This is a genomic window from Clostridium sp. 001, from assembly GCF_019056555.1.
Lineage (GTDB): Bacteria > Bacillota > Clostridia > Clostridiales > Clostridiaceae > Clostridium_B > Clostridium_B ragsdalei.
On sequence record NZ_CP020473.1, the window covers coordinates 895,853 to 921,361 of the forward strand.

Annotated in this window: 16 protein-coding genes, 3 rRNA genes and 2 pseudogenes; 3 read left to right on the forward strand and 18 right to left on the reverse strand. The window is 33.8% G+C overall.

Annotated elements, in window-relative coordinates; translation table 11 throughout:
* Positions 1 to 9: 9 nt before the first annotated feature.
* Together B5S50_RS04000 and ptcA are read right to left on the reverse strand one after the other, a co-directional pair.
* Entirely contained in the window at positions 10 to 1,386 is a 1,377-nt protein-coding gene (locus B5S50_RS04000; protein WP_254306702.1) for an MATE family efflux transporter, read from the reverse strand.
* A gap of 15 nt (positions 1,387 to 1,401) precedes the next feature.
* Positions 1,402 to 2,427, reverse strand: coding sequence for a putrescine carbamoyltransferase (ptcA, locus tag B5S50_RS04005; protein ID WP_217303175.1), 1,026 nt, complete (start codon positions 2,425 to 2,427; stop codon positions 1,402 to 1,404).
* Positions 2,428 to 2,715: 288 nt separating this feature from the next.
* On the opposite strand from ptcA, the gene B5S50_RS04010 reads away from it, so the two are divergent.
* Positions 2,716 to 3,687: a helix-turn-helix transcriptional regulator gene (locus B5S50_RS04010; protein WP_217303176.1), complete on the forward strand. Its 972-nt coding sequence runs from the start codon at positions 2,716 to 2,718 to the stop codon at positions 3,685 to 3,687.
* Between the two features lie 140 nt (positions 3,688 to 3,827).
* Here the strand turns inward: B5S50_RS04010 and garR are convergent.
* The 7 genes and pseudogenes from garR to B5S50_RS04040 form a co-directional block, all read right to left on the reverse strand.
* Positions 3,828 to 4,807, reverse strand: a pseudogene (garR, locus tag B5S50_RS21475) (2-hydroxy-3-oxopropionate reductase).
* A gap of 9 nt (positions 4,808 to 4,816) precedes the next feature.
* A pseudogene (locus B5S50_RS21920) lies at positions 4,817 to 5,215 on the reverse strand (UxaA family hydrolase); the annotation flags it as partial.
* 138 nt (positions 5,216 to 5,353) lie between these two features.
* On the reverse strand, positions 5,354 to 6,496 hold the full coding sequence (locus B5S50_RS04020) for a glycerate kinase (RefSeq protein ID WP_217303177.1): 1,143 nt from the start codon (positions 6,494 to 6,496) through the stop codon (positions 5,354 to 5,356).
* Between the two features lie 118 nt (positions 6,497 to 6,614).
* Positions 6,615 to 8,063: a DASS family sodium-coupled anion symporter gene (locus B5S50_RS04025; RefSeq protein WP_217303178.1), complete on the reverse strand. Its 1,449-nt coding sequence runs from the start codon at positions 8,061 to 8,063 to the stop codon at positions 6,615 to 6,617.
* A 59-nt stretch (positions 8,064 to 8,122) separates the two neighbouring features.
* Positions 8,123 to 8,995, reverse strand: a complete 873-nt coding sequence (gene speE / locus B5S50_RS04030) for a polyamine aminopropyltransferase (protein WP_063602338.1) — start codon at positions 8,993 to 8,995, stop codon at positions 8,123 to 8,125.
* 269 nt (positions 8,996 to 9,264) lie between these two features.
* Positions 9,265 to 10,164, reverse strand: coding sequence for an aldo/keto reductase (locus B5S50_RS04035; RefSeq protein ID WP_217303179.1), 900 nt, complete (start codon positions 10,162 to 10,164; stop codon positions 9,265 to 9,267).
* Between the two features lie 34 nt (positions 10,165 to 10,198).
* Positions 10,199 to 11,350, reverse strand: coding sequence for a sugar diacid recognition domain-containing protein (locus tag B5S50_RS04040; RefSeq protein WP_063602337.1), 1,152 nt, complete (start codon positions 11,348 to 11,350; stop codon positions 10,199 to 10,201).
* Between the two features lie 247 nt (positions 11,351 to 11,597).
* Between B5S50_RS04040 and B5S50_RS04045 the strand changes: the two genes are divergently transcribed.
* A complete protein-coding gene (locus B5S50_RS04045) occupies positions 11,598 to 12,494 on the forward strand; it encodes a dihydrodipicolinate synthase family protein (RefSeq protein ID WP_217303180.1) in 897 nt (298 codons plus the stop codon).
* A 127-nt stretch (positions 12,495 to 12,621) separates the two neighbouring features.
* On the opposite strand, the gene rrf is transcribed toward B5S50_RS04045, so the two are convergent.
* The 4 genes from rrf to B5S50_RS04065 form a co-directional block, all read right to left on the reverse strand.
* A 5S ribosomal RNA gene (gene rrf, locus B5S50_RS04050) occupies positions 12,622 to 12,738 on the reverse strand.
* A 267-nt stretch (positions 12,739 to 13,005) separates the two neighbouring features.
* A 23S ribosomal RNA gene (locus tag B5S50_RS04055) occupies positions 13,006 to 15,895 on the reverse strand.
* 529 nt (positions 15,896 to 16,424) lie between these two features.
* A 16S ribosomal RNA gene (locus B5S50_RS04060) occupies positions 16,425 to 17,934 on the reverse strand.
* The 16S, 23S and 5S rRNA genes sit together here, the layout of an rRNA operon.
* A 702-nt stretch (positions 17,935 to 18,636) precedes the next feature.
* Entirely contained in the window at positions 18,637 to 18,810 is a 174-nt protein-coding gene (locus B5S50_RS04065; RefSeq protein WP_217303181.1) for an aspartyl-phosphate phosphatase Spo0E family protein, read from the reverse strand.
* Positions 18,811 to 19,013: 203 nt separating this feature from the next.
* Here B5S50_RS04065 and add point away from each other — a divergent pair, with 203 nt between their 5' ends.
* The gene (gene add / locus B5S50_RS04070) at positions 19,014 to 20,063 is read left to right on the forward strand and encodes an adenosine deaminase (protein WP_217303182.1); all 1,050 of its coding nucleotides are present in this window, start codon (positions 19,014 to 19,016) and stop codon (positions 20,061 to 20,063) included.
* Between the two features lie 414 nt (positions 20,064 to 20,477).
* On the opposite strand, the gene B5S50_RS04075 is transcribed toward add, so the two are convergent.
* The 5 genes from B5S50_RS04075 to B5S50_RS04095 all read right to left on the reverse strand — a co-directional run bounded on the left by B5S50_RS04075 (position 20,478) and on the right by B5S50_RS04095 (position 25,419).
* On the reverse strand, positions 20,478 to 21,221 hold the full coding sequence (locus B5S50_RS04075) for a GGDEF domain-containing protein (RefSeq protein WP_217303183.1): 744 nt from the start codon (positions 21,219 to 21,221) through the stop codon (positions 20,478 to 20,480).
* Between the two features lie 23 nt (positions 21,222 to 21,244).
* Positions 21,245 to 23,086, reverse strand: a complete 1,842-nt coding sequence (locus B5S50_RS04080) for a SpoIIE family protein phosphatase (protein WP_217303184.1) — start codon at positions 23,084 to 23,086, stop codon at positions 21,245 to 21,247.
* A gap of 3 nt (positions 23,087 to 23,089) precedes the next feature.
* Entirely contained in the window at positions 23,090 to 23,473 is a 384-nt protein-coding gene (locus B5S50_RS04085; RefSeq protein ID WP_013239472.1) for a DUF1987 domain-containing protein, read from the reverse strand.
* 8 nt (positions 23,474 to 23,481) lie between these two features.
* Positions 23,482 to 24,027, reverse strand: a complete 546-nt coding sequence (locus B5S50_RS04090; RefSeq protein WP_013239473.1) for a SiaB family protein kinase — start codon at positions 24,025 to 24,027, stop codon at positions 23,482 to 23,484.
* Positions 24,028 to 24,249: 222 nt separating this feature from the next.
* Entirely contained in the window at positions 24,250 to 25,419 is a 1,170-nt protein-coding gene (locus B5S50_RS04095) for a DUF4317 domain-containing protein (protein ID WP_063600637.1), read from the reverse strand.
* Between the last annotated feature and the right edge of the window lie 90 nt (positions 25,420 to 25,509).

The following is a 25,509-nucleotide window of genomic DNA, read 5'->3' on the forward strand; positions in this document are numbered from 1 at the left end:
AGTATCAAACTACCCCAAACTATTAATAGATTTTATTTCTCTTGCTAATAAAATTAACGACAATAAACATGCTAGTATATCAGCAACTGGCTGACTGTACCAAATTCCCATCATACCAAATGGTTTTACTAGTATAAATATAAGTGGAATAGCAAACAACACATATCGACTTATACCGATTACAGTAGATACAGCAACTTTGTCCACTGCTTGATAATATCCAGAAATCAGGTTAGAAGTAAACCCAAAAGCCGCAAAAGATACTACAATTCTTGTATAAAGTGTTGCTGAATTTACAAGGCCAGCATTATTTCCAGCAAATGCACTAATAATTGGTTTAGCAAATATTTCAGTAATTATAACCAGTATCATAACAATAATAAAATTACTTGAAACACTAACTTTAATTAATTCTTTTAAACGACTCTTGTTTTTAGCTCCATAATTATAACTAGCAATTGGCTGAACACCACCAAGCATAGCATTGCAAATCATCATAAGAATATAAATAACATAACCATTAATAATTGAAAAAGCTGCAATGTCTACCTCATTTCCAAGTTTACCCAGCATGTTATTAATCACAATTCCAAAAATAAATGTACCTGCCTGTATGATAAAAAACGGTATTCCTGTTTTTAGTGCAGCTGCTATATTAGTAAAATCAATTTTTAAATCAGATACCTTAATTTTAAATAGAGTGTTTTTATCTAATAGGAAATAATAAATACAACCGAACCATAAACCTATTGACAACGCATAATAGATAGCAGCACCAGTAATCCCTATCTTAAAAACAACTACGGACAAAAATAGTTCTGCTAATGCCACAATAGATGCAAAGGACATAAAGAAAGAAGCTATTCCTGGTTTTTCATCCACCCTCAATACATAACACAGCATTTGCCCAATAACACAAAATGGGTATCCTATCATAAATATTTTTATAAATTTTACCACATCACCTGTAATTTGAGATGTTGCACCTAAGAATCCAGCAACTCTACCTACATTGGTAAAAATAAGAATTGACAACACAATCATAAATATTGTACAAAACCAAAATCCCTGTGCAAATACTTTTCTAGCACCCTCATGGTCATTGTCACCTAACTTTATTGCCGCGATACTACTGATACCAACTCCAAAAAATCCTCCTAGCGCCAGGCTCAAATTTTCAAGAGGCATGATAATACTCACTGTAGCTAAACCTAAAGTTCCTAATCCACGTCCTATAATAACTCCTTCAAACATAACCATAACGCACTGTGCTATCATTCCAACTAAAGTAACAAAACTATATCTTGCATATAAACTTTTTACGGGCTTTGTGCCTAACTCTCTATCTTTAACATCTGCTTCCGGGTTTGTCATTAATTCATCCATTTTATGCACCCCAATCTATTTTTTTGAACCAATAGAATTTAGAACTACTTCTAATTCAGCTCTAGACTTCATTTGTGCAACTTTATCTTCTTTTTTTGCATTTTGATTTAAGAAATATACAAGTAATCCTCTCATAGCTGTCAATCTGTTTTCGCCTTCATCAAACACGATAGAATAATCAGCATCTATTACTTCATCTACTACTTCTTCTCCTCTTGTTGCAGGTAGGCAGTGCATAAATTTTACATTAGGACTTGCTTTTGCCATCATCTCTTTAGTTACTTGATATTTAGGATAGAATATTGCCATTCTGTCTTCTTTAGAAAGTTCAGCATCATATAAACCATACCAAACATCAGTATAAACAAAATCTGCATTCTTTAATGCTTCATCTTCATTATCTGTAATCAATAATGAACCACCAGATACTTTACAATTCTCTTCTCCAATCTTAGTAAGTTCTTTCTTTAACTGATAACCTTTTGGTCCATATTGAACGAAATGCATTCCTAATTTAGTTGTAATAAACATTAAGGAAGCACATACCTGAGTAGCATCTCCTACAAATACAACTTTACAATCTTCTAATTTCTTTCCTTCTGGTAAATGTTCTGTCATAGTACAAATGTCTCCCATTTCCTGGGTTGGATGGTTGTAATCAGACATACCGTTAATTACTGGTACTGTAGCATTTTTTGCAAGATCAACTACACTCTTATGTCTGTCTACACGTGCCATAAGAATATCTACTAATCTAGATAAAACACGGCTTGTATCCTCGATAGTTTCATGTCCTCCCAATTGAATCTGACCTGGAGCTAAATACTGAGCATGTCCACCAAGTTGTTCCATTGCTGTTTCGAAAGATACCCTTGTTCTAGTTGAACTCTGTTGAAAGATCATTCCTAATGTTTTATGTTTAAGTAACTGTGGATAATATCCATTTTTGATACATCTTTTCAACTTTAAGGATAAGTTAATAATATCCATTAATTCCTCCTTTTTAAAATCATTTGTGTTAATAAAATCTTTTACTGCCATTTTTTCTTCCTCCTAAAAATTTATATTTTTTTATTGTTGTTTGTTCATTTTCATGAACTTGCATTTCCTAGCTTACCATCTGGAGGAAATTTATAAATCCATCTATAGATATATAATTAGCTATACCTATAGATGGATTTTTTATATTTACCACATAAACCGACATAAACTTTTATCTATTTTTGTAATTTGACTATTTTTTTCATTAGAAAAATGATAAAATTATTTTGTATTCAATGGAATGCAATAGTTTCTAGATGAGCTAACACTGTGAAAGGAGATTGTAAAATGAAATTATTTTTCTTTTCTTATAATATTTTTTTAATTGTTATGTACGCTATGGCGTCTACCAGCTGTTTCCTTGCTTACTGTTATTCTAAAAAAAAGATTTATTTATACGGTGGGCTTACTTTTATTTTTTTTGTTTTAGATGAATTCATAATTTATAATGCTGAATTTTTATTATACGGCACTAATTTTAATCTAAATGTAGTTCCACATATTACATATCCTATCTTAAAAATACTAGTTGGAACAGGAATATCAATTTTTTATTTACTAATTACTTTTGCATTATTAAAAAAAGGTTTTCATATAAAACACTTATTGTTTCCAATGTCATTTTTCTTACTTTCTATTTATTTAACTACGTTGCCTGAATCTGTCATGAAGTTGGAATGCTTTTATGGAATACAACAACTATATATCATTAGTCTTTGCTTTTTTTATTTTTATTACCTCAGGTTCTCTACCAATCCTGACTATAAAGCTAGTATACAACCATACCGAATATTTTTTACTACAACTTTTATTATCACAATTTTTATTGCTTTAGAAGATATTGTTACAATTCCCAATATGGGCAAATTAATTGCTTACTTATCAATACGAAATGTAAACGAAAGAAATTTTAGTCAAGATATTTTATCTATTTTCTTCTCTATTATGGCCATTAAAATATCCTATAAAGTTCTTCATAGTATTTTCTACACTAAAGATTCTTCTACATATACAGATACAAATTCTTCTGAATTTGAAAAGCAGCTAAATTTTTTCTGCAGCACTTACAATTTAACTAACCGTGAAAAAGAAGTTATTCACCTTTTATTAGAAAACAAAAGTAATCAGGAAATAAGTGATCTATTATACATATCAATTGGAACTACCAAAACTCATGTTCATAATATTTATAGAAAAGCAGAAGTAAATAAAAAGATTGAACTTCTGCGCCTTTTTCAAGATACAGTTGTTAATAATTAATGAACAGGATTTCCAATAAAAAAAGGATTTAGCATCAAGAACCTGATCTCAATACTAAATCCTTTTTTACATTTACCTAAGTTAATCTCAAGCATAAGTAGTTTATTTTTTGTTTTAAAGTTCTACGGATTCCTACAAAATTATTTAGTTACTTCAACTTTTCCTAATTTCTCATAGAATTTTACTAAAGCAGAATGATCACTTTGTCCTCTCCATCTAAATGCAAATTTCTAAGCATTTCTAATACTTGATTTGTAAGGAAAAGTGGTGCTCCTACTCCTGCTGCAGTTTCAACAGCATTCTTTAAATCTTTTATATGTAGGTCAATTTTGAATCCTGGTTTGAAATTTCTGTCTAGTACCATTGGAGCTTTAGCATCTAATACAGTACTTCCAGCTAGTCCTCCACGAATAGCATTGTAAATTAATTCTGGAGATACACCAGCTTTAGTTCCTAGTACAAAGGCTTCTGACATAGCTGCTATATTTAATGCAACAATTACCTGGTTTGCTAACTTTGTTACATTTCCTGCACCAACATCACCACATAGTACTGCACTTGTACCCATCTTCAAAAGTAAATCTTTATATTTTTCAAAAACTTCTTTCTTTCCGCCTACCATCATAGATAAACTTCCGTCAATAGCTTTTGGTTCTCCTCCACTTACTGGAGCATCCAGCATGTCAATTCCTTTTTCTTCTAATTTTTTAGCTATCTCCCTAGAAACAAGCGGTGCTATGGAACTCATATCAATAAATACAGAACCCTTTTTTATTCCCTCAATAACACCATTTTCCCCCAAGACAACTTCTTTAACCTGTGGAGAATTTGGAAGCATCGTTATTATATTTGCAAGTACTTCATCGCTAACTGTTCTAGGTGCTAGCAAATGAACTGCATCTCTGATTTCAGTCACCTCAGAAAACATTACCTTTGCACCTGATCTAACTAATAAATCTGCTGCAAATCCTACTGCTGGGTTTGCCGTAACTCCTGAAAAAGCATCACTTCCACCACACTGGAGTCCAACTACTAAATCAGATACTGGACATTTGGTTCTAACTCTTGAATTTAACTTTTTAAGTTTTTTTTCTGCTCTTTTCATAATCTCATCAATCATTTCATCAAATCCAAAACATTCCTGTAGTATGACAAGATTTTCATCTTTTATTTCAGGAAAAAGTAATGTAGGTACTAATTTTTCACACCCAAGAGATACTGTCAGCATTTCACCGCCAAAATTAGGATTTTTGGATAAATTTCTTATTGCCCTTATAGGGATTTCAGAATTATCACCATGTATTGCAACACCACATCCATATAGATGATTCAAAGCTACAACAGCATCAACATTTTTATACTTAGGTAAAAGCTCATTTTTGATTCTTTCTACTGCAACGTTGACAACACCTTGTACGCATTGAACTGTTGTAGTTATTCCAAGTATACTTTTAGTTCCAACGCTGCCATCTTCATTTTTATATCCCATAAATGTGTAACCTTGTAAGGGTTCATATTTGTCAATCATTTTTCAAAAGTAGTTCCCTTTTTAAGTCCACCTTTGTTTACTATTATAGCCACATTGTCTTCAGGGTTAACTTTAATATACAAAGGTTTTAATTGATTACTATCCATTTAACTTTAACCTCCTTACATGTGATTTTAACTATTTTACATTCATTAATCTTACTATATTTTCAACTGTTTTCTCTATATTTTCACTGCCTTTTTTTAGAGCACAGTCTAATGTGGTCACACCTCTAACAATACTAAAAATTGAATCTATACCCTTTTCATACAATACATCTATACCATCTTCAACACTACCTGCCAGTGCTACTACAGGCTTATTGTATTTCTTTGCTATCATAGCTACTCCAATGGGGGTTTTTCCATATTGTGTTTGAAAATCAATACTACCTTCACCAGTAAAAACTATATCTGCTTGCTTAATTTTTTCTTCCAACTTAGAATATTCTATAACTATATCAATACCGTTTTTCAGCTCTCCTTTTAAGAAAACCATAAGTCCAGCTCCTAATCCACCAGCCGCGCCTGCTCCAGGTATATTTGATACATCTACATTAATTTGTTCCTTAATTATTTTAGCATAATGCCTTAAGTTATCATCCAATACTTTAATCATTTCAGAAGTAGCTCCTTTTTGCGGTCCAAAGACATTAGACGCTCCTTCTTTTCCGCAGAGAGGATTAGTAACATCACAAGCTACTTCTAATTTGACGTTCTTCAAGCGAACATCAAAATTTGTTAAATCAATTTTTTCTATTTTGCCTAACTCACCGCCGCCAAATCCAATCTCCTTTCCATCTCTGTTCATAAATTTTCCGCCTAGAGCTTGAATTGCCCCTACACCACCATCATTAGTAGAGCTTCCCCCTATTCCAACTAACAATTTTTTTATATTATGGTTTAAACACTCTCTTATTAATTGTCCTGTTCCATATGTTGTTGTTATGAGGGGATTTCTCTTTTCTTTGGGCACCAGACCTATTCCGCTTGCACTGGCCATTTCTATAATACCTGTTTCGCCGTCTCCTAAAATACCATATTCAGCTTCCACTTCATCTCCAAGCGGTCCAATTACTTTTAATTTATATATATCTCCTCCTGCAGCATCAACGAGAGATTGCATTGTTCCCTCTCCCCCATCAGCCATAGGAACTTGTATACACTTAATATTTTTATTTACTTTTTTTATTCCCTTTTCCATAGCTTCACAAGCTTCTTTTGCAGTCATACTCTCTTTGAAGGAATCTGGTGCCAGCAAAATACTAAAATCCTTTTTCATGTTTAAACCCTCCTATTTCCTAAAATCTATTCAAGAACTTGGCTTTTCTAATATATTTTTAAATATATAATTTCTTATAGCAGAGATTTAGAACTTAAAAAACTTTATAAATAGCTTCTTAATATATTCCAATCAATTTCCACCACAACATTCCAATTCCAATGATAATTAAAAGATGTGCTATTGAAACGCAAAAGCCTACAAACCACCATTTCTTTTGCTTAACATATCCTTCCGAAAAATAAACTCCTCCTTGTGCTAACCCATAATGAGTAAGTCCAGAACTTAAAGCTGATATATTAACTAGTAAAAATATAGATACTACTGCTGGAGCTCCAGCACTTAATAATATAGTTAAAAATGCTGAAAATAAGGCAGTAAAATGTACTGTATTGCTTGCAAACAAGTAATGCAAATAATACATTATAATACATACTATAATTAGTGTAAGCATCCATGATTTTGTATATATGTGTTCTCTTACTATACTGCTTATCCATTTAATAACTCCCAATTTGTTTAATTGACCTGCCATCATCATAAATGCTCCTAACCATATGAGTAAATTCCATATTTCCTTTTTGCCAGTAAATTCTTCCCAGGACACAATTCCTGTAGAAATTAATATTATGAGCCCTAAAACTCCTACAGTTGTAACATCTAAATTTATCTTATTTCCAATAATCCAAAGGAAAACTACTATTGCAAATACAAAAATCATTAGTTTCTCTGATTTACTTATAGGTCCTAATTCTTCTAATTTTTTATCCATCAATTCTTTAACATTGTCCATCTTTTTTATTTCTGGAGAACATAAAAAATAAATGATTATAGGTATAACTATAAAAGCTATCAATGATGGGATTAATGCCATTAAAAACCACATGCCAAAAGTTATATTCTCTTTTACTCCCAAATCTCTAGCCATAGTAATTGCTAGTAAATTTACAACCGAAGATGTCATAAATAGAGAAGATGAAATAAGATTACTATGTAGTGCCGTAAGCATTAAAAATTCTCCTGCTTTTTTCTCAGTTCCATCTCCAACTTTTGATCCATAGGCTCTTGACAAAGATTTTGCAATAGGAAATACTATTCCACAAGCCCTTGAAGCAGAACTTGGAATCAACATAGACAATATAATTTCACATATAACCAGAGAATATCCTGCACCTATAGTCCTCTTACCTATCTTCTTAATAAGATTATAGGCAATCCTTTTGCCAAGGCCTGTTTTAGTTATTCCTATAGAAAGACAATCAGCACATACAATCAGCCAAATAACTCCTTCTGCATAGGACGAAAATGCTGTTTTTACTGTAATAATGTGTGTGGAAGTTAAAATAAATATGCCTATAAAGGATGCTAGTCCAAGTGATACAGCCCCTAAAGCACAGGCAACTATAATAGCTATAAACACTGCCAAGAGGTACCATCCATTTCTAGGTACCATATTGGGTTTAGGTATAAAACAAATTAGTACTCCAATTAAAATTGATATTAGTAAAGGTTTTAATTTAACTGGAGAATTAAATTTAATTGCCTTTACATTTAAACTATTTACCATATAATCCTCCCCAAATAAATTTAGCTAACATAACAATGTTAGCTAAATTTATTTTTTCTTTATTTTAAATCACTTATGAAATTTGGAAGGTCAAAGCAGGACTTTACAATTTGTTTTGTTAAATAACGGGTATTTAAGGGCAATCTATCTACATCTATATTACAAGGATCATAGACATCTGAGGCCATTGTAAAGCTCCACAATCCTCCAGGATAAGTAGGAACAAAAGCTACATATGTTTTTACAATTTTAAAGTTATCCTTTAATATTTTTCTTGTACTTTCAATTATATCACGATGCAGCATTGGAGATTCACTTTGACATACCATTACTCCGTCAGAATTTAATGTTTTTTTCACATTTTTATAAAATTCTTCTCCAAATAAATCTTTGGCAGGTCCCTCTGGATCTGGTGAATCAACTACTATTACATCATATTTAATATCTGTGTTTTTTACATATTGAACTCCATCTCCAAATTTGAAATTCACCCTTTTATCAAAATTTGCTCCTCCGCTTATGTTTGGAAGAAACTTTATACATTCCCTTGTTACTATTTCATCCAGCTCAACCATATCAATTGTTTTAAGTTCTTCATACTTTGAAAGTTCTCGCACTGCCCCGCAATCTCCTCCGCCAATTACTAAAACCTTTTCTGGTTTTTTGTGCGTAAGTACTGGAATATGGGTTATCATCTCATTGTATATAAACCCATCTGCAGAAGTGGACTGCATTATTCCATCTAGTGCAAGACATGGGCCAAATGCCGCAGTGTCAATCAAAGCTATCTCTTGATAGGGGGATTTCAAATAAGAAAGTACCTTGTTAACTTTATAAGTGATCTTTAAATTTTTTTTCTCAACCTCAAACTCCTCAAACCACAGTTCGCCATCAACTTCTTTCAAATACTTTGGTAATTGATTTATTTTCATAATACTCCCTCCGTTATGATAAATATTTATATATCTAATAAAGTTTTACTCGATTAATTATAACTAAAACGAAGATGTATTTCAAAGATTAATCTAAATAAAATTTTTTAAGGCATTTGAAAGAAAATAACAAGTCAAAGATGCGACGTATATTTTTTATCAGACAAGGAGACAGGTTCCGCAGATAGTGAATCCTATCTAAGGGTTCTACCGACGCAGTATGATAAAAAATAGGCTAGCATACTGACTAGTTATTTCTTTGAAAATGCCTAAAGTACATCCAAAATCACTTTTCTAGTAGGCTTTGGAAATATCCTGTCAAGTTCAATTAAATCTTCTTTAGATAAAACAATTGATCCAGATCTTGCATTTTCTATTACGTGTTCCTCACAGGAAGCTTTAGGAATTGCAATCACATCCTTTGTCCTTATACTCCAGGCTAAAAGTATCTGTAATGGCTTTGCATTATATTTTTTCGCCATATTTATTAAAATAGGATCATCTAATAACTGTCTTCTCAATTTACCACCTTTGGCAATTGGGCAATACGCCATAATTGGCATGTTGTGCTTTCTCTGCCATGGCAGTAAATCAAATTCAATTCCCCTTGATCCCAGGTGATATAATACCTGATTAACCATACAATTTTCCCCATCTTTACAACTTGAAAATTCTTTCATATCTACTGTATCTAGATTTGATACTCCCCATCTTAATATCTTTCCCTGCTTTTTCAATTTTTCCATGCCTTTTATAGTTTCTTCAAAAGGCACACTTCCTCTCCAATGCAAAAGATACAAATCTAAATGATCCGTATTCAATCTTCTTAAACTATTTTCACAAGCAGTAACTATATTTGAAAGTCCTGCATTGTATGGATATACTTTGGATACAATAAATAACTTGTCTCTAATGTCCTTTATTGCCTGTCCTACTAAAACTTCAGAACCACCATCTCCATACATTTCTGCTGTATCTATAAGTATCATTCCAAGCCTTATTCCCATTCTAAGAGTTTCTATCTCCCTTTTTCTCGTTTGTGAATTTTCACCCAGATACCATGTGCCTTGTCCTAATGCTGGTACTAAAGTTCCATCTGGCAATTTTACTAACCTTTTCTGATTTATGTTTCTAATTTGTTCTATTTCTTCATCACTTATTAAACTCAAAATATCAATTCCTTTCTTTTCATAATTATAACCATTAATTTTTATTAGTTTCAAAATTAATAATAGAGCAGTACAGCCAAAATAAATCAATATAATTTTTAGGATTCATATTAGTAATCTTATATATTTTGTTAAGACGATAATTAAGGGTATTTCTATGTATGAATAATTTATTTGATACTTTATTTAACTCTCCATTTTCTTCTATAAAAACTTTTAGTGTTTCTCTTAATTCACCATTTTTATCATTTAGTTCAATTAATCCATAAGAATCCTTCAATTCATTGATTTTCCATTGTGCATTATCCTGAAAAAATAACATCTCATACTTCAATACATCAAAAATGTATACGTTATTATCAGGATGACTTTTTTCTCCAAACAAAAGTGTTTCTCTGGCTATTTCATAGGATTTATGTATATCACTTAATTTAGTATATACCTTTCCAACAGATATTTTTGCATCAGTATTAGTTTGATTTTGTATTTTCTCATAAATCCCCTCTATTCTATCCTTACAAGTTATAGCCTTATATTTTATATTTGGACACTTATATAATAAAACGATAGTCTTTGAGTCAATAACTGCTACTAATGATTCCTTAAGAGTACCCTCCAAAATTGATACTATATTTTTTAATATATCCAAATCTTTTCTATTTGAAATCTGTTTAAAATTAACCTGTATAATAAAAATAGCCATAGGATAATTAGAAGCTATTTTAAATTTTTTAGTATACTTTTCAAGTAAACGAAATGATCCTTGATCATTTTTAATAAGTGAAAGTATCATATCCTCTTTAACTCTGTTGCTCCATTCAAGTTCCTTCATAACATAAGCTTGTTCTATTATCATTTCTGCAGTCATTTTGATGAGCTTACCATAGCCTATAACCTCATCTCTTTTTCCAGTAATACCTATTACTCCTACAATTTCATGTTCAAATTCAATAACTATATTTGTACCCTGTTCCACTCCATTTAATTTTCTACATTGATTTTCATCAATACTGAATTCAGATTTTCTTCCAATTGCAAGAACTGCACCTTCATGAACGCTTCCAATTCTATCTTTATTACCTGATGCTATTATAATACCCTGTTTATTCATTATATTAATATTTTTATTCACGGCTTTCATAGTTCTATCCACTATTTCTTCAGCCAATTTAGTACTAATGTCCATTAATCTTCCCCCTGACTATATAATAAGAGCAAATCTTATTCTGCTACAATGTGCACATAAATGAAAATGTTTAACTGATAACGATTAATATTTGTGCAATTGAACATTGCTATATATTACTATAAATACGATAATGATGTTGTAAGATTATTCATTTAAAATTAATCTTATTATAATTGTAATATAAAAAGGTTAATATTCCTAATTTCATAGGAGTATTATACTAAAACTTGGGAGGAATTGTATTATGTTAAAAGGTGTTTTTACACCAATGATAACTATTTTTGATGAAAATGGTCAATTTGACAGTAAATCAAATAAAGCTATGATTGAAAAATTAATTTCTGATGGAATATATGGAATATGTATACTAGGAACTACAGGTGAATTTTTTAATTTAACTTTTGAAGAAAAGAAACAATACATAAAATTTGCATCAGAAGTTATAAATGGAAGAGTTAAATTAATAGTTGGCACAGGTAGTACCAATTTAAAAGAAGTTATTGAACTGGGCAAATTTGCAGAAGAAAATAATGCAGATGCAATATTGGTTTTACCTCCATTTTACTTTAAGTTAGATGACAATCATGTTTTTGAATATTTCTCCATTATAGCAGAGAATACAAATTTGCCTATGATATTATACAATATTCCTCAAAATACAAAGGTAAATTTATCTCCAGATTTAATTTTAAAATTAGCTAATAAATATGAAAACATAGCAAATGGCGGCGTAAAAGACACTACTCCAGCCCTAGCTAATGTAAGAAATTTTGTAGAAAAGGTTAAAAGTGTCCATAAAAACTTTGCTGTTTTCTCTGGAATCGATGAATACCTTATACCAAACCTTATAATAGGTGGAAACGGTATTGTAGGAACTCAAACTAATACTCAAGCAAAATTAATGGTTGAGACTTATAAAACCTTTATGGATAAAGACTTTGATAAATTGCTATTACTTCAAAAAAGAATAAATAAGATTATGGCTGTACGTGAAATACCTGGCAGCAACAATATATTGTCTACAAAAACTGCGGCAAGTATAACACTTAATATGGATTTCAACACTTCTATAAGATACTATGATATAAAGCTTCCTAAAGAAACTAAAGATAGGATCGAAAGAATTGTTAAACAAAAATAATATATTTGTGATTAAAAAAGAAATGAAAGTAGATTAATTTACTTTCATTTCTTTTTTAATTTTTACTTTTAAGCATATACTTAAATACCCACTGCATAAAATGTTCTATACAATGGGTATCTTACTTACCTGGCAGCGACCTATTCTCCCACAGGGCCTCCCCTGCAGTACCATCGGCACTCTGAAGCTTAACCTTCCTGTTCGGTATGGAAAGGGGTGTTACCTTCACGTCATTACCACCAGATTTTGTTATCGAAAATTGCTATTAACTTCTCATATTTTCGTCAAGGTCTTCCCTGTGGTGCTCATTTACATAAGTAACCTCTGCTCCTCGCTCAAACCTTTCCTCAATCTGCTCGCTTCTATCAATTTTCTTATATATTACTTTTAAGAAGTTTAAATCAAATTAAAATTAATATCTTTAACTGTCAACTCTCCATTGTCAATTATCAACTTCATTTTATTTGTCCTCTCAAAATTGCACAGTAAACTTTTTTTCTTTCGTTTTTATTTGGTCAAGCCCTCGACCTATTAGTATCAGTCAGCTTAACAGGTTGCCCTGCTTACACCTCTGACCTATCTCCTCGTGTTCTTCGAGGGGTCTTACTAGCTTACGCTATGGGAAATCTTATCTTGAGGTGGGCTTCACACTTAGATGCTTTCAGCGTTTATCCCTTCCCAACTTGGCTACCCAGCTATGCTCCTGGCGGAACAACTGGTTCACCAGCGGTCGGTCCATCCCGGTCCTCTCGTACTAAGGACAGCTCCTCTCAAATTTCCTGCGCCCGCGACGGATAGGGACCGAACTGTCTCACGACGTTCTGAACCCAGCTCGCGTGCCGCTTTAATGGGCGAACAGCCCAACCCTTGGGACCTACTTCAGCCCCAGGATGCGACGAGCCGACATCGAGGTGCCAAACCTCCCCGTCGATGTGAACTCTTGGGGGAGATCAGCCTGTTATCCCCGAGGTAGCTTTTATCCGTTGAGCGATGGCCCTCCCACGAGGTACCACCGGATCACTAAGCCCGACTTTCGTCCCTGCTCCACTTGTTTGTGTCGCAGTCAAGCTCCCTTCTGCCTTTGCACTCTTCGAAGAATTTCTAACCCTTCTGAGGGAACCTTTGTACGCCTCCGTTACTTTTTAGGAGGCGACCGCCCCAGTCAAACTGCCCGCCTAACATTGTCCCGTCTCCAGTTTCATGGAGCCCGGTTAGAATTCCAGTACTGTCAGGGTGGTATCCCAACATCGACTCGGTAATGGCTGGCGCCACTACTTCCTAGTCTCCCACCTATCCTGTACAGACAATACCGAAATTCAGTGCTAAACTGCAGTAAAGCTCTACGGGGTCTTTCCGTCCAATCGCGGGTAGCAAGCATCTTCACTTGCACTTCAATTTCGCCGGATTTGTTGTCGAGACAGTGCTCAAATCATTACGCCATTCGTGCGGGTCGGAACTTACCCGACAAGGAATTTCGCTACCTTAGGACCGTTATAGTTACGGCCGCCGTTTACTGGGGCTTAAGTTCTGACCTTCGCTTGCGCTAAGTCTTCCCCTTAACCTTCCAGCACCGGGCAGGCGTCAGCTCCTATACTTCAGCTTTCGCTTTAGCAGAAACCTGTGTTTTTGATAAACAGTTGCTTGAGCCTTTTCTCTGCGGCCACTTGCGTGGCTCTCCTTCTCCCTAAGTTACGGAGTTAATTTGCCTAGTTCCTTAACAACAATTCTTCCGATGGTCTTAGGATTCTCTCCTCACCTACCTGTGTCGGTTTGCGGTACGGGCACATAAAAGCTCCATAGAGACTTTTCTCGGCAGCGTGAAATCAGGTACTTCCCCTTGCGGGTTCCCCATCACACCTCATCATTGATATACCGGATTTTCCTGGTATACCTGACTCGGTGCTTAGACATACATCCATTTGTATGCACACCTTATCCTCCTGCGTCATCCCTTTTGTCAAACGCTTTTATGCGGTATCGGAATTTCAACCGATTGTCCATCACCTACGCCTTTCGGCCTCGGCTTAGGTCCCGACTTACCCTGGGCGGACGAACCTTCCCCAGGAAACCTTAGGTTTTCGACCAATAAGATTCTCACTTATTTCTCGCTACTTATGCCAGCATTCTCTCTCCTGTACAATCCACCGTTCCTTCCGGTACGACTTCTACTCATACAGGATGCTCCTCTACCACTCTTTCGAGTCCACAGCTTCGGTGGTAAGTTTTAGCCCCGGACATTTTCGGCGCATGATCTCTTGACTAGTGAGCTATTACGCACTCTTTAAATGAGTGGCTGCTTCTGAGCCAACATCCTAGTTGTCTTAGAAATCACACATCCTTTCCCACTTAACTTACACTTTGGGACCTTAGCTGGTGGTCTGGGCTGTTTCCCTTTTGACCACGGATCTTATCATTCGCAGTCTGACTGCCGGAATTCAAGTATATGGCATTCGGAGTTTGATAAGGTTCAGTAACTGTTGTCAGCCCCTACCCCATTCAGTGCTCTACCTCCATTACTCATTTCCGACGCTAGCCCTAAAGCTATTTCGAGGAGAACCAGCTATCTCCGAGTTCGATTGGAATTTCTCCGCTATCCACAGCTCATCCCATGGTTTTTCAACACCAACGTGGTTCGGTCCTCCACGGAATTTTACTTCCGCTTCAACCTGGCCATGGATAGGTCACTCGGTTTCGGGTCTACAACATACAACTTGGCGCCCTTTTCAGACTCGGTTTCCCTCCGGCTCCGTACCTTAAGTACTTAACCTTGCTGCATATCGTAACTCGCTGGCTCGTTCTACAAAAAGCACGCCGTCGTACTTTACGTACTTCGACTGTTTGTGGACACACGGTTTCAGGTTCTATTTCACTCCCCTCCCGGGGTTCTTTTCACCTTTCCCTCACGGTACTCCTTCTCTATCGGTCACCAGGTAGTATTTAGCCTTGGGAGGTGGTCCTCCCTGTTTCCCACAAGGTTTCTCGTGTCTCGTGGTACTCTGGATTAGATCTGGCTGCTCTTTGCTTTCATTTACAGGGCTTTTACCTTCTCCGGCGGAGCCTTCCAGCTCTCTTCAATTAACACTTCACAGTATTTATGACCTATCCGCAACCCCAGGAACAAGTTCCTGGTTTGGGCTCTTTCCCGTTCGCTCGCCGCTACTTAGGAAATCGATGTTTCTTTCTCTTCCTCCGGGTACTTAGATGTTTCAGTTCCCCGGGTTTGCCTCTACAAACCTATGTATTCAGTTTGCAGTACCTAGCGTTATCTAGGTGGGTTTCCCCATTCGGATATCTCTGGTTCTCTGGCTATTTGCGCCTACCCAGAGCTTTTCGCAGCTTATCGCGTCCTTCTTAGGCTCCTGGTGCCAAGGCATCCTCCATGCGCCCTTTGTAGCTTGACCTTTATTATCGAAAATTGCTATTAGCAATTTTCTTTGTATCATCTTAAATCTTTAAAATGATATTAAAGTTTATTCTACAAAGGCTATATTATAACCTTAGCTTTACTTTTAAAAATTGTTATTAACTTCGCATATCTTCGTCAAAATCATTCGCTGCGGTACTCATTTACATAAGTAAACTCTGTTCCTCGCTCATGTTTTTCCTCGATCTGCTCGTTACTATCAATTTTTTTATTTCTTATTTACTGTGCAATTTTCAAAGGACAATTTTTCAATTTATATTCCTAATTGGTTGTAAATTGAAAGAAGAATCTATCTGATCCTTCAAAATTAAACAGAGTGAAAAAATTGCTATTAACTTCGTATATCTTCGTCAAAATCATTCACTGCGGTACTCATTTACATAAGTAAACTCTGTTCCTCGCTCATGTTTTTCCTTGATATACTTGTTACTATCAATTTTTAAGTATTAACTTACTTAAACCATCAATTTATAAGATAGATTATACTCTATCTTTCGACTCCCTAGAAAGGAGGTGATCCAGCCGCAGGTTCTCCTACGGCTACCTTGTTACGACTTCACCCCAATTACTAACCCCACCTTCGGCCGCGTCCTCCTAAGTTAGACTACGGACTTCGGGTGTTGCCAGCTCTCATGGTGTGACGGGCGGTGTGTACAAGGCCCGGGAACGTATTCACCGCGACATTCTGATTCGCGATTACTAGCAACTCCAACTTCATGTAGGCGAGTTTCAGCCTGCAATCCGAACTGGGGGCAGTTTTTGAGGTTTGCTCCACCTTGCGGTCTTGCTTCTCTCTGTACTGCCCATTGTAGCACGTGTGTTGCCCTGGACATAAGGGGCATGATGATTTGACGTCATCCCCACCTTCCTCCGCGTTAACCGCGGCAGTCTTGCTAGAGTGCTCAACTAAATGTTAGCAACTAACAACAGGGGTTGCGCTCGTTGCAGGACTTAACCTAACATCTCACGACACGAGCTGACGACAACCATGCACCACCTGTATCCCTGCCCCGAAGGGCTTCTCTTATCTCTAAGATATTCAGGGTATGTCAAGTCCAGGTAAGGTTCTTCGCGTTGCTTCGAATTAAACCACATGCTCCGCTGCTTGTGCGGGCCCCCGTCAATTCCTTTGAGTTTTAATCTTGCGATCGTACTTCCCAGGCGGAGTACTTATTGTGTTTACTGCGGCACAGAAGGGGTCGATACCTCCTACACCTAGTACTCATCGTTTACGGCGTGGACTACCAGGGTATCTAATCCTGTTTGCTACCCACGCTTTCGTGCCTCAGCGTCAGTTACGGTCCAGAGAATCGCCTTCGCCACTGGTGTTCTTCCTAATCTCTACGCATTTCACCGCTACACTAGGAATTCCATTCTCCTCTCCCGCACTCTAGATATCCAGTTTGAAATGCAGTGCCCGGGTTAAGCCCGGGTATTTCACATCTCACTTAAATATCCGCCTACGCACTCTTTACGCCCAGTAATTCCGGACAACGCTCGCCACCTACGTATTACCGCGGCTGCTGGCACGTAGTTAGCCGTGGCTTCCTCCTTGGGTACCGTCATTATCGTCCCCAAAGACAGAGCTTTACAATCCGAAAACCTTCTTCACTCACGCGGCGTTGCTGCATCAGGCTTTCGCCCATTGTGCAATATTCCCCACTGCTGCCTCCCGTAGGAGTCTGGACCGTCTCTCAGTTCCAATGTGGCCGATCACCCTCTCAGGTCGGCTACGCATCGTCGCCTTGGTAGGCCGTTACCCTACCAACTAGCTAATGCGCCGCGGGTCCATCTCAAAGCGGATTACTCCTTTAAATCAATTTCCATGTGAAAACTGATTATTATGCGGTATTAATCTCCCTTTCGGGAGGCTATCCCCCTCTTTGAGGTAGGTTACCCACGTGTTACTCACCCGTCCGCCGCTAATCCACTCCCGAAGGAGCTTCATCGCTCGACTTGCATGTGTTAAGCACGCCGCCAGCGTTCGTCCTGAGCCAGGATCAAACTCTTAATTTAAAAGTTTATATGGCTCTATAGAAAATCAATACTAACTTCGCATTTCTGCGTCAAACCTTTCGCTGTGGTGCTCATTTACTTAAGTAAACTCCGCTCCTCGCTCGAGGTTTTCCTTGAACTACTCGTTATTATTGATTTTAGAAAATTGCTATTAGCTTCGCAATACTGCGTCAAAGCTTTCATTCCGGTGCTCAATTACGTTAGTAAGTTCCGCTCCTCATTCAAACTTTTCCTTGTCTTGCTCGCTACTACCAATTTTTAATATATTACATTTCAGCTTGTTAGCAAAATATAATACATTATTCTTACGAAATTACTTTTTTAGCTGCTCTCGCAGCTCAAAAGAATTGCTGGTTTATTCTAAATAAGTTGTACTTATATCTTCCTCTGTTTAATTTTCAAGGATCATTTTGCCATCTCACTTCAACAGCTTTTATAGTTTATCACGTCTTTTTTATCTTGTCAACATTATTTAAAAATTAATTTTTATAAATTCATTTTTAAATAATTGAACCTTGCTGTCATGTTCCAACGGAACAAAAACTATTATATCATATAAAGTAATAAATACAGAACATCTACTCTTCACTTAAATAAGTTATCTAACTTTTTCATCCGTTTTTAATACATTTCTACAAATATCATGTTCAGATACACCTGGATAAGTTTTTAGTAACATAATATGAAAAATTTGTTCAGCCCCTAAGAAATTAGAGATGATCTCATATTTTCTCTACAATTATTCATATTTCTATAATGTAAATAAATCAACTTGTCCAATTCCTGACTTAGCCTTAATACTTCTCCCCTACACAAATCATTACTTAAAATAACTAATTCATTTAATTTTTTTCTAATTTTTTCCATTTGTTCCATAATTCTACCATCCTCATAAAAATTTTTAACAACATTTTTTATTGTATTACTTTTTTTAATAAATTACAATACTTGTTAAAAATATATTTTTATATAAATTACTATAAAATATGGTACTTATATTGAAAAATTTTATTAATAATGGTATTATAATATAAAATTTTCATAAATATTCCAGTAAAATGGAAAATAGGAGGACACTCATGAACTTAAATAAACTTATTAAACTTATTCCAAAAACAGATCTCCATTGTCATTTAGATGGCAGTATACGACCTGAAACCATTTTGGATATTGCAAAAAAAGAACATATTTCTACTATAAATGATGATTTAAGTAGCTTTCAGAAAGAAGTTAAAGTATTAGGAAAATGTAATTCCTTAAAAGAATATTTGAATAAGTTCTATCTACCTATAAAAATAATGCAGAAAAAAGAATATATATATAGAGTTACTCTAGAATTATTAGAAGATGCGTTAAAAGAAAATATAAAGTATATTGAAATAAGGTTTGCTCCTTTAAACCATTTAGATGGTGGATTAACTTTAGATGAAGTTATAGAAACTGTGCTTTCTGCTATGGATTATGGAAGAAGTAACCTAAACATCATGTCAAATTTAATTATATGTGCTTTAAGACATGAACCTGTAGAAAAAGCCCTAAAACTTATCCATTCAGCCAAAAAATATGCAGGTAAAGGAGTAGTTGCTCTGGATTTAGCAGGAAATGAAGCAGACTTCCCACCTGAAATACACAAAAAGCCTTTTGATTTAGCTAAGGACTATAATATTCACCGTACGGTACATGCTGGTGAAACGGGTATAGTAGAAAATATAATGAAATCTATAAAATTATTGCATGCTGAAAGAATAGGCCATGGAACTTATGCCTATAAAGATAAAAATACCCTCGTATATCTGGCAGAAAATAAAATTCCATTAGAAATGTGTATAACTAGTAATGTAAATACTTCTGCTGTAAATTCTTACGAAGAACATCCTATAAAAAAATACTTGGACTATGGACTTGCTGTAACAGTAAATACAGATAATACAACTGTATCAAATACTACTATAACTAAGGAACTCGAATGTCTCGTAAAATATCAAAATTTTGATATTGAAGATATTAAAAAAGTTACGGAAAACGGAATAAACTTTTCGTTTGCCAGCGCAGAGGATAAATTAAAATTACATGCTGAATATTCCTCATTTATCAAGAGATTCTTAGGTTTAGGTGGAGTTTGCTTATAAGGAATACCTTTTCTCCATCTGAACCTTAGAAGAACTTATCCAGGCGCGTAGCAGTGCTTATCCCCCACTTTGAAAAAAAGCGACTATCACAGAGTACGATGGGGGTGTTAGCAATGGTAGCGATCGGATAAATAACCTATAGAGTCTCTAATCAAAAAAATCAACTTATACATAAAATGTAATGACAAAATTGAAAGCACATTTGAAAACTTTTCAATAAATTTTAGCGAGGTATTTTAGAAAATATTAGGAACTTAGATATGTTTGAAGTATGAGTTTAGCTAAGCTTCTTAGATTTTCAAAATGCCGAGCTTTAGACTTATTAAAGTTTTTAACGTGATGAAATTTGTCATTACATGATTCGTATAAGTTAACTTTCAAGCTAGAAACCCCATATGGATCTCAATTTTAAGTTTAGCCTAATTTCTTACATTTTTGCTTATTTTCATACATTTTTGCATCTGCCCTTTGTATAATTTCATCAATACTTAAACTATTACCATAATCCACTTGGAATATCCCATAACTAAATGAAACAGAATAAGGCTTCAGCTTCTTTTCATTTTCTGAATTTATGTCAAAATTAATTCTTTCTATAGCTTTTTCTACATTTTCCTTTTTGCTATTTGAAAAAATAATTAAAAATTCATCTCCTCCTAATCTACATAAAATATCATTACTTCTTATAACTTTTTTTATAAATCTACAAACCATTACTAGAAGTTCATCGCCTTCGAAGTGTCCAAAATTATCATTTACATATTTCAATCCATTTACATCTATATAACATATAGAAAAGAAACTCTTATTTCTCTTTATAGCATTCAATTCAGTATCTAAAAATGCTAATCCCATACCTCTATTATAGCATCCTGTAAGTGAATCTATAGCTGCAAAATATTTTAGTTTTTCTTCTGCTCTTATTCTATCTTCAATTTCCTTTTTCAAATCACCTTGAATTCTATGAAGGTATTCTTGTTGACCATCACTAATTTTTATTATCTTTTCCACATCTCTTATGAGTTTATCAAACTGTTCAGTAAGAATAGTAAAACTTTTCAATAAAGTTTTTTTATCACACTTTCCACCTTTAATTAATTCTCGAGCTTCTTTAATCAATGCTTTTTCAGCTTCGAAAAAATCAGAATCACCTGGCATTACTTTCCCCCCCACATCTATAGTTATTTTAATTTAAATGCAAAAACAGTAATATCATCTCTCTGTTCCTTGTTTCCCATGTAATTCTGCAATACTGTTTCAAATTGAATTTTCATTGAACCCAAATCTTGAGCTTCACATTTTTGTATCATATTATACAAACGTTTCTTTCCAAAAGGATAGTTTTTTGATCCTCCATTTTGGTGGATAAAACCATCTGTACTAACAATAAGTATATCTCCTTCCTCAGCTGATATAACTTCACTGCATAGAGATTGATTTAATTCTATATAATCATATCCAACTCCTCTAGTTTGAGGTTTCACAATTTTTACTTCTTTACCACGCTTAATATATAAATCCAAATTAGCACCACAATACATCACATTAGATTTTTTATCTATACAAAATAATGCTATATCCAGCCCATCATCTATACTTTGAGGATTAGAACTTTTATTTAAAGTTTCCTTAAGCCTTACATGAAGTTCTTTTAAAATTGTACTAGGATCATCACTATTTATAGTAGTTACTATATCATGTAATATTGCATTTACAGTCATAGTCATAAGTGCACCTGGAACACCATGGCCTGTACAATCCCCTACTGCTAATATAATCATATCTTTAATTTCTCTTAGCCAGAAAAAGTCTCCTCCAACTATATCCCTAGGTTTCCAAATCACAAAACTATCCATAAAAACTTTTTTCATTTCCTTATCTAAAGGCAAGATAGACTCCTGCAGTCTTTTAGCATATTCAATGCTATCTTTTATTTTTTCGTTAGACTCCTGAAGCTCTCGGGTCCTCACACTGACCTTATTTTCAAGTTCCTCATTAATCATCATAGCCTGTTTATATGGATTGGCGATTTTTTTAGAAATAAAGTAATATAAAAGCATAAAAAATAACAAAACTAAGATTACAGTTATTACAGTATTAATTTTTAGCGAGTTAATAAGAGAAATGCTTTCTTTTCTCGGAATTTCATAAAATAGAGTCCAATCAGTTGAATTTAACTTACAGTAAGCATAGTCCATAATTTCATCATTAGAATCATAATATTGTGCTACTTTAACATTTAGAGGTCGATTTTGAATCTGCTTAACAACATCTTTTGGTAAAAACTCTTCAACTTTTTTTCCTACATCTTCTCTTTTATCAGACAGTTTAATTACACCTTTTTCATCTACCATCCAAAGGTTGCTTTTTTTACCTACTTTAAATTCTTTAAATTCCTTTGTTATGTTGTTGAGACTTAAAGCAACACCTGTTATACCAACAGGGTTTTCTACACTTCCCATAATTGTATTTACAAAAAGAAAAGTATCATCCATTACACGATCATAATTTACATTAAAACTCATTTGCTTTTTAGATTTAAGAGTTTCAAAAAACCATCTGTCCTCAGGATTGTTTTCCGATAACACTATAAAATTTTTATCGTTTTTATTTAAACTTTGCCTAAAATAATAATTTTTTGTTTTTACTCCTGCTATAAAAAAATAATTGTAATCATAGGAAGTTGCAATACTTTCCAAATTACTTAGAACCAATTTTCCAACCTTTTGATCCTTTTCTTCTCCATTTACCCACTCTACATTCAAGGGATCTCTTGCAAAAATATAAGAAGTTTCAACAGCTCTGCTAATACGTCCATCTATCTTAGATGCCATTGATTTTACCATAAAAACAATATCTTGAGACTTAGCTTTAGCTATAAGAGAATTTTTTATATTTATATATCCTAAAAAGGCTGTAGCAATTACTGCAAAAGATATAATTATACCAGATATAAAAATTATTCTAAAAATATTTTTTATATAAGATCGGCTAAATTCTTTAGGTGACTCTTTTTTCTTCATTTCTTATTCCTCATCATTAATTGCAATAAAGTTAAAAGGAATATCTATATCCATTTTAAAGTCTTGTCCCATGTCATAATCAAAACCATTATCTTCATCATAATACCAGTTTGTAATAATTTCTTTTCCATTTTTATAATTAGTATTGAGCTTATCAAACAATATAATTAAGCACTTTATACTGCTAGTATTGATATATGAAAGCTGAAAATTTACAGTTAACTTTTGAAAATTAATAAAATATTCATCTATTAATTTATAAATGGGTTCATAAAAGCTATAGGCATTCTCTGGATAAGACTCTCCTTTGAAAATCAGTTCATTATATTCTGGACTAAACTCTACATAGGGAGTACTTTTTGTACTTTCAACCATAAAATTATTCATTTTTCACCTCATACCGTAACAGTTAATGTGTAATAAGAGTAACTGTCATCTATTCTCTCAAAGTTATATTCAACTTTTTTAGTGGCTTTTCTTGCAATTTGAATCAAACCAAGCCCGCACCTTCCCCTATTCATATCGACTTCTCTTCTTGATACTTCTCTAAAATAATTAGTAAGCTCTTCATCATTCATAGATATTATTTTATCTAGCTTTTCTTTCAAACTTGAAATATCTGTGTTTAATATAGTATTACCTGAGTTTACACAATATCCTGAATCAGTTTTTGAAATAGCTATTACACCAGATCCAACTATAGCCAAAAAATCTTCTGTATTTTCTTTTGATACTTCATATTGTTTAATATTTTGTGTTTGTTCAACAAAAGTAAAAAAAGCCGAGCTAATCTTCCTCTTTTTAGCTTGCTGAAGCTGCATTCTCTGTTTTAGAGCTATTCCAAGTTCTTCTATTAGTCCTTGAGAAAATGTTCCTGAAAATATAAATTCAATATTTGATTGTTTTAACTTTTTCTGAAGCATGTATATTGCATTTTCCAATACGCCCACTCCCCTTAATTAATAATTTAAATTGTTTACCCTATAGCCTTAAATCTACACTATTCTTTAATGACTTAATTTCTAAGTAATATTTTCTTTACGGAAAATCAAATCAGAAAAATTTTTTAATTTATTATATCATACTTTGTCATAAACCTATATAAGTATTTCTCATAATACTATGGTTCTTTAAGCACTTAAATGTAGACCAAATACTAAAACTTATATATAATCTTCCATTTTTTCAGTTTCAAGTTTAAGACCATTTACCACCATATCATCTTTTAATTCTATGAGTAGGCACTTTCTACCACTTTTATTTACTACCTGTTTTACACTTCCTAAGTCGTGAGGATTTATAGTTATACTTGTATCTTCATTTTCTATCTTTATAGATTTACTTTTAAAATCAGGAATTATATTTCTAACTTTAAATTCATAGTCTCCCCCACATACTTCCTCAAATGCGCTTTTTACAACTTGTGGATTTTCTATACCGCTTTCTCCAAGCACTTCCGTCACTTGTTTCATATCTAAAGTAGTTTCTTCCTCATCCTCTTCTTCACTTAGTTTTTCATTCATTTTTTCATATATTTCCTGCATGGTATCGGAATTTATTTTGCCTCCTGCTGCCGTACCTAATATAGCATTAAAACTTTCTTTTTCTTCTACCGCTGTAGGCTTTATAGTACAATTTAATACTTTTTGTACAAAAGCACTGTTTATTTGTTTTGCCTTTTGAGAATAATATATAACTTTATTTACATCTACATACTGGGAAGAAAAACTTGGAAACATAAATCCATCTAGCGGTGAATTTAAATTTATAACCATATCCAGTGCAGAATTTGGTTTAAATCTCATTTCAGCATAATCAAATTTTAGTACCTTTTTGGGAATCTCCACCTTATTTACACTACACAATATAAATTCTATAGCATGTACATATTCCTCTGGAGAATCCTCGTTTCCCTTTTTCTTATCTGCATTATAATATTCTGCTTTTATAAAATTTATAACTACATCTGTATCATAAGTGTAATTTTTAGAAACTTTATCTACTATTTTATCTCCAAATTCAGCTATACTTTGTCCAGAATTTAGCGCTTGATATAATATATTTTGAGTGTGCTCACCATCTTCATTGCCTCTGCTTTCTTTAAAGTCCAACTCAAATATTTTAGAATCCAGAGTTCCCGTAAGCACTTTTTTAAAGTTATTCAAATACAACTCTCTTTTTTCCACTTCCATCATCTCAAAATGTTCCAGTTCCCTAGTTATTATTTCTCCATTATCCTTTTTTAAATACACACTGTATACCTCTTTAATAGGAAGTACATAACTTCCTAGTTTAAACTCTTTCCTTATACTTGCCAAATCCTTTTTATTCATACTTATCTCTCCAATTCATTAAAAATTCACTTTGAATTATTACAAGTTATATTTTATCACAATTTTTAATGGTATAAATTTAAGATTTTT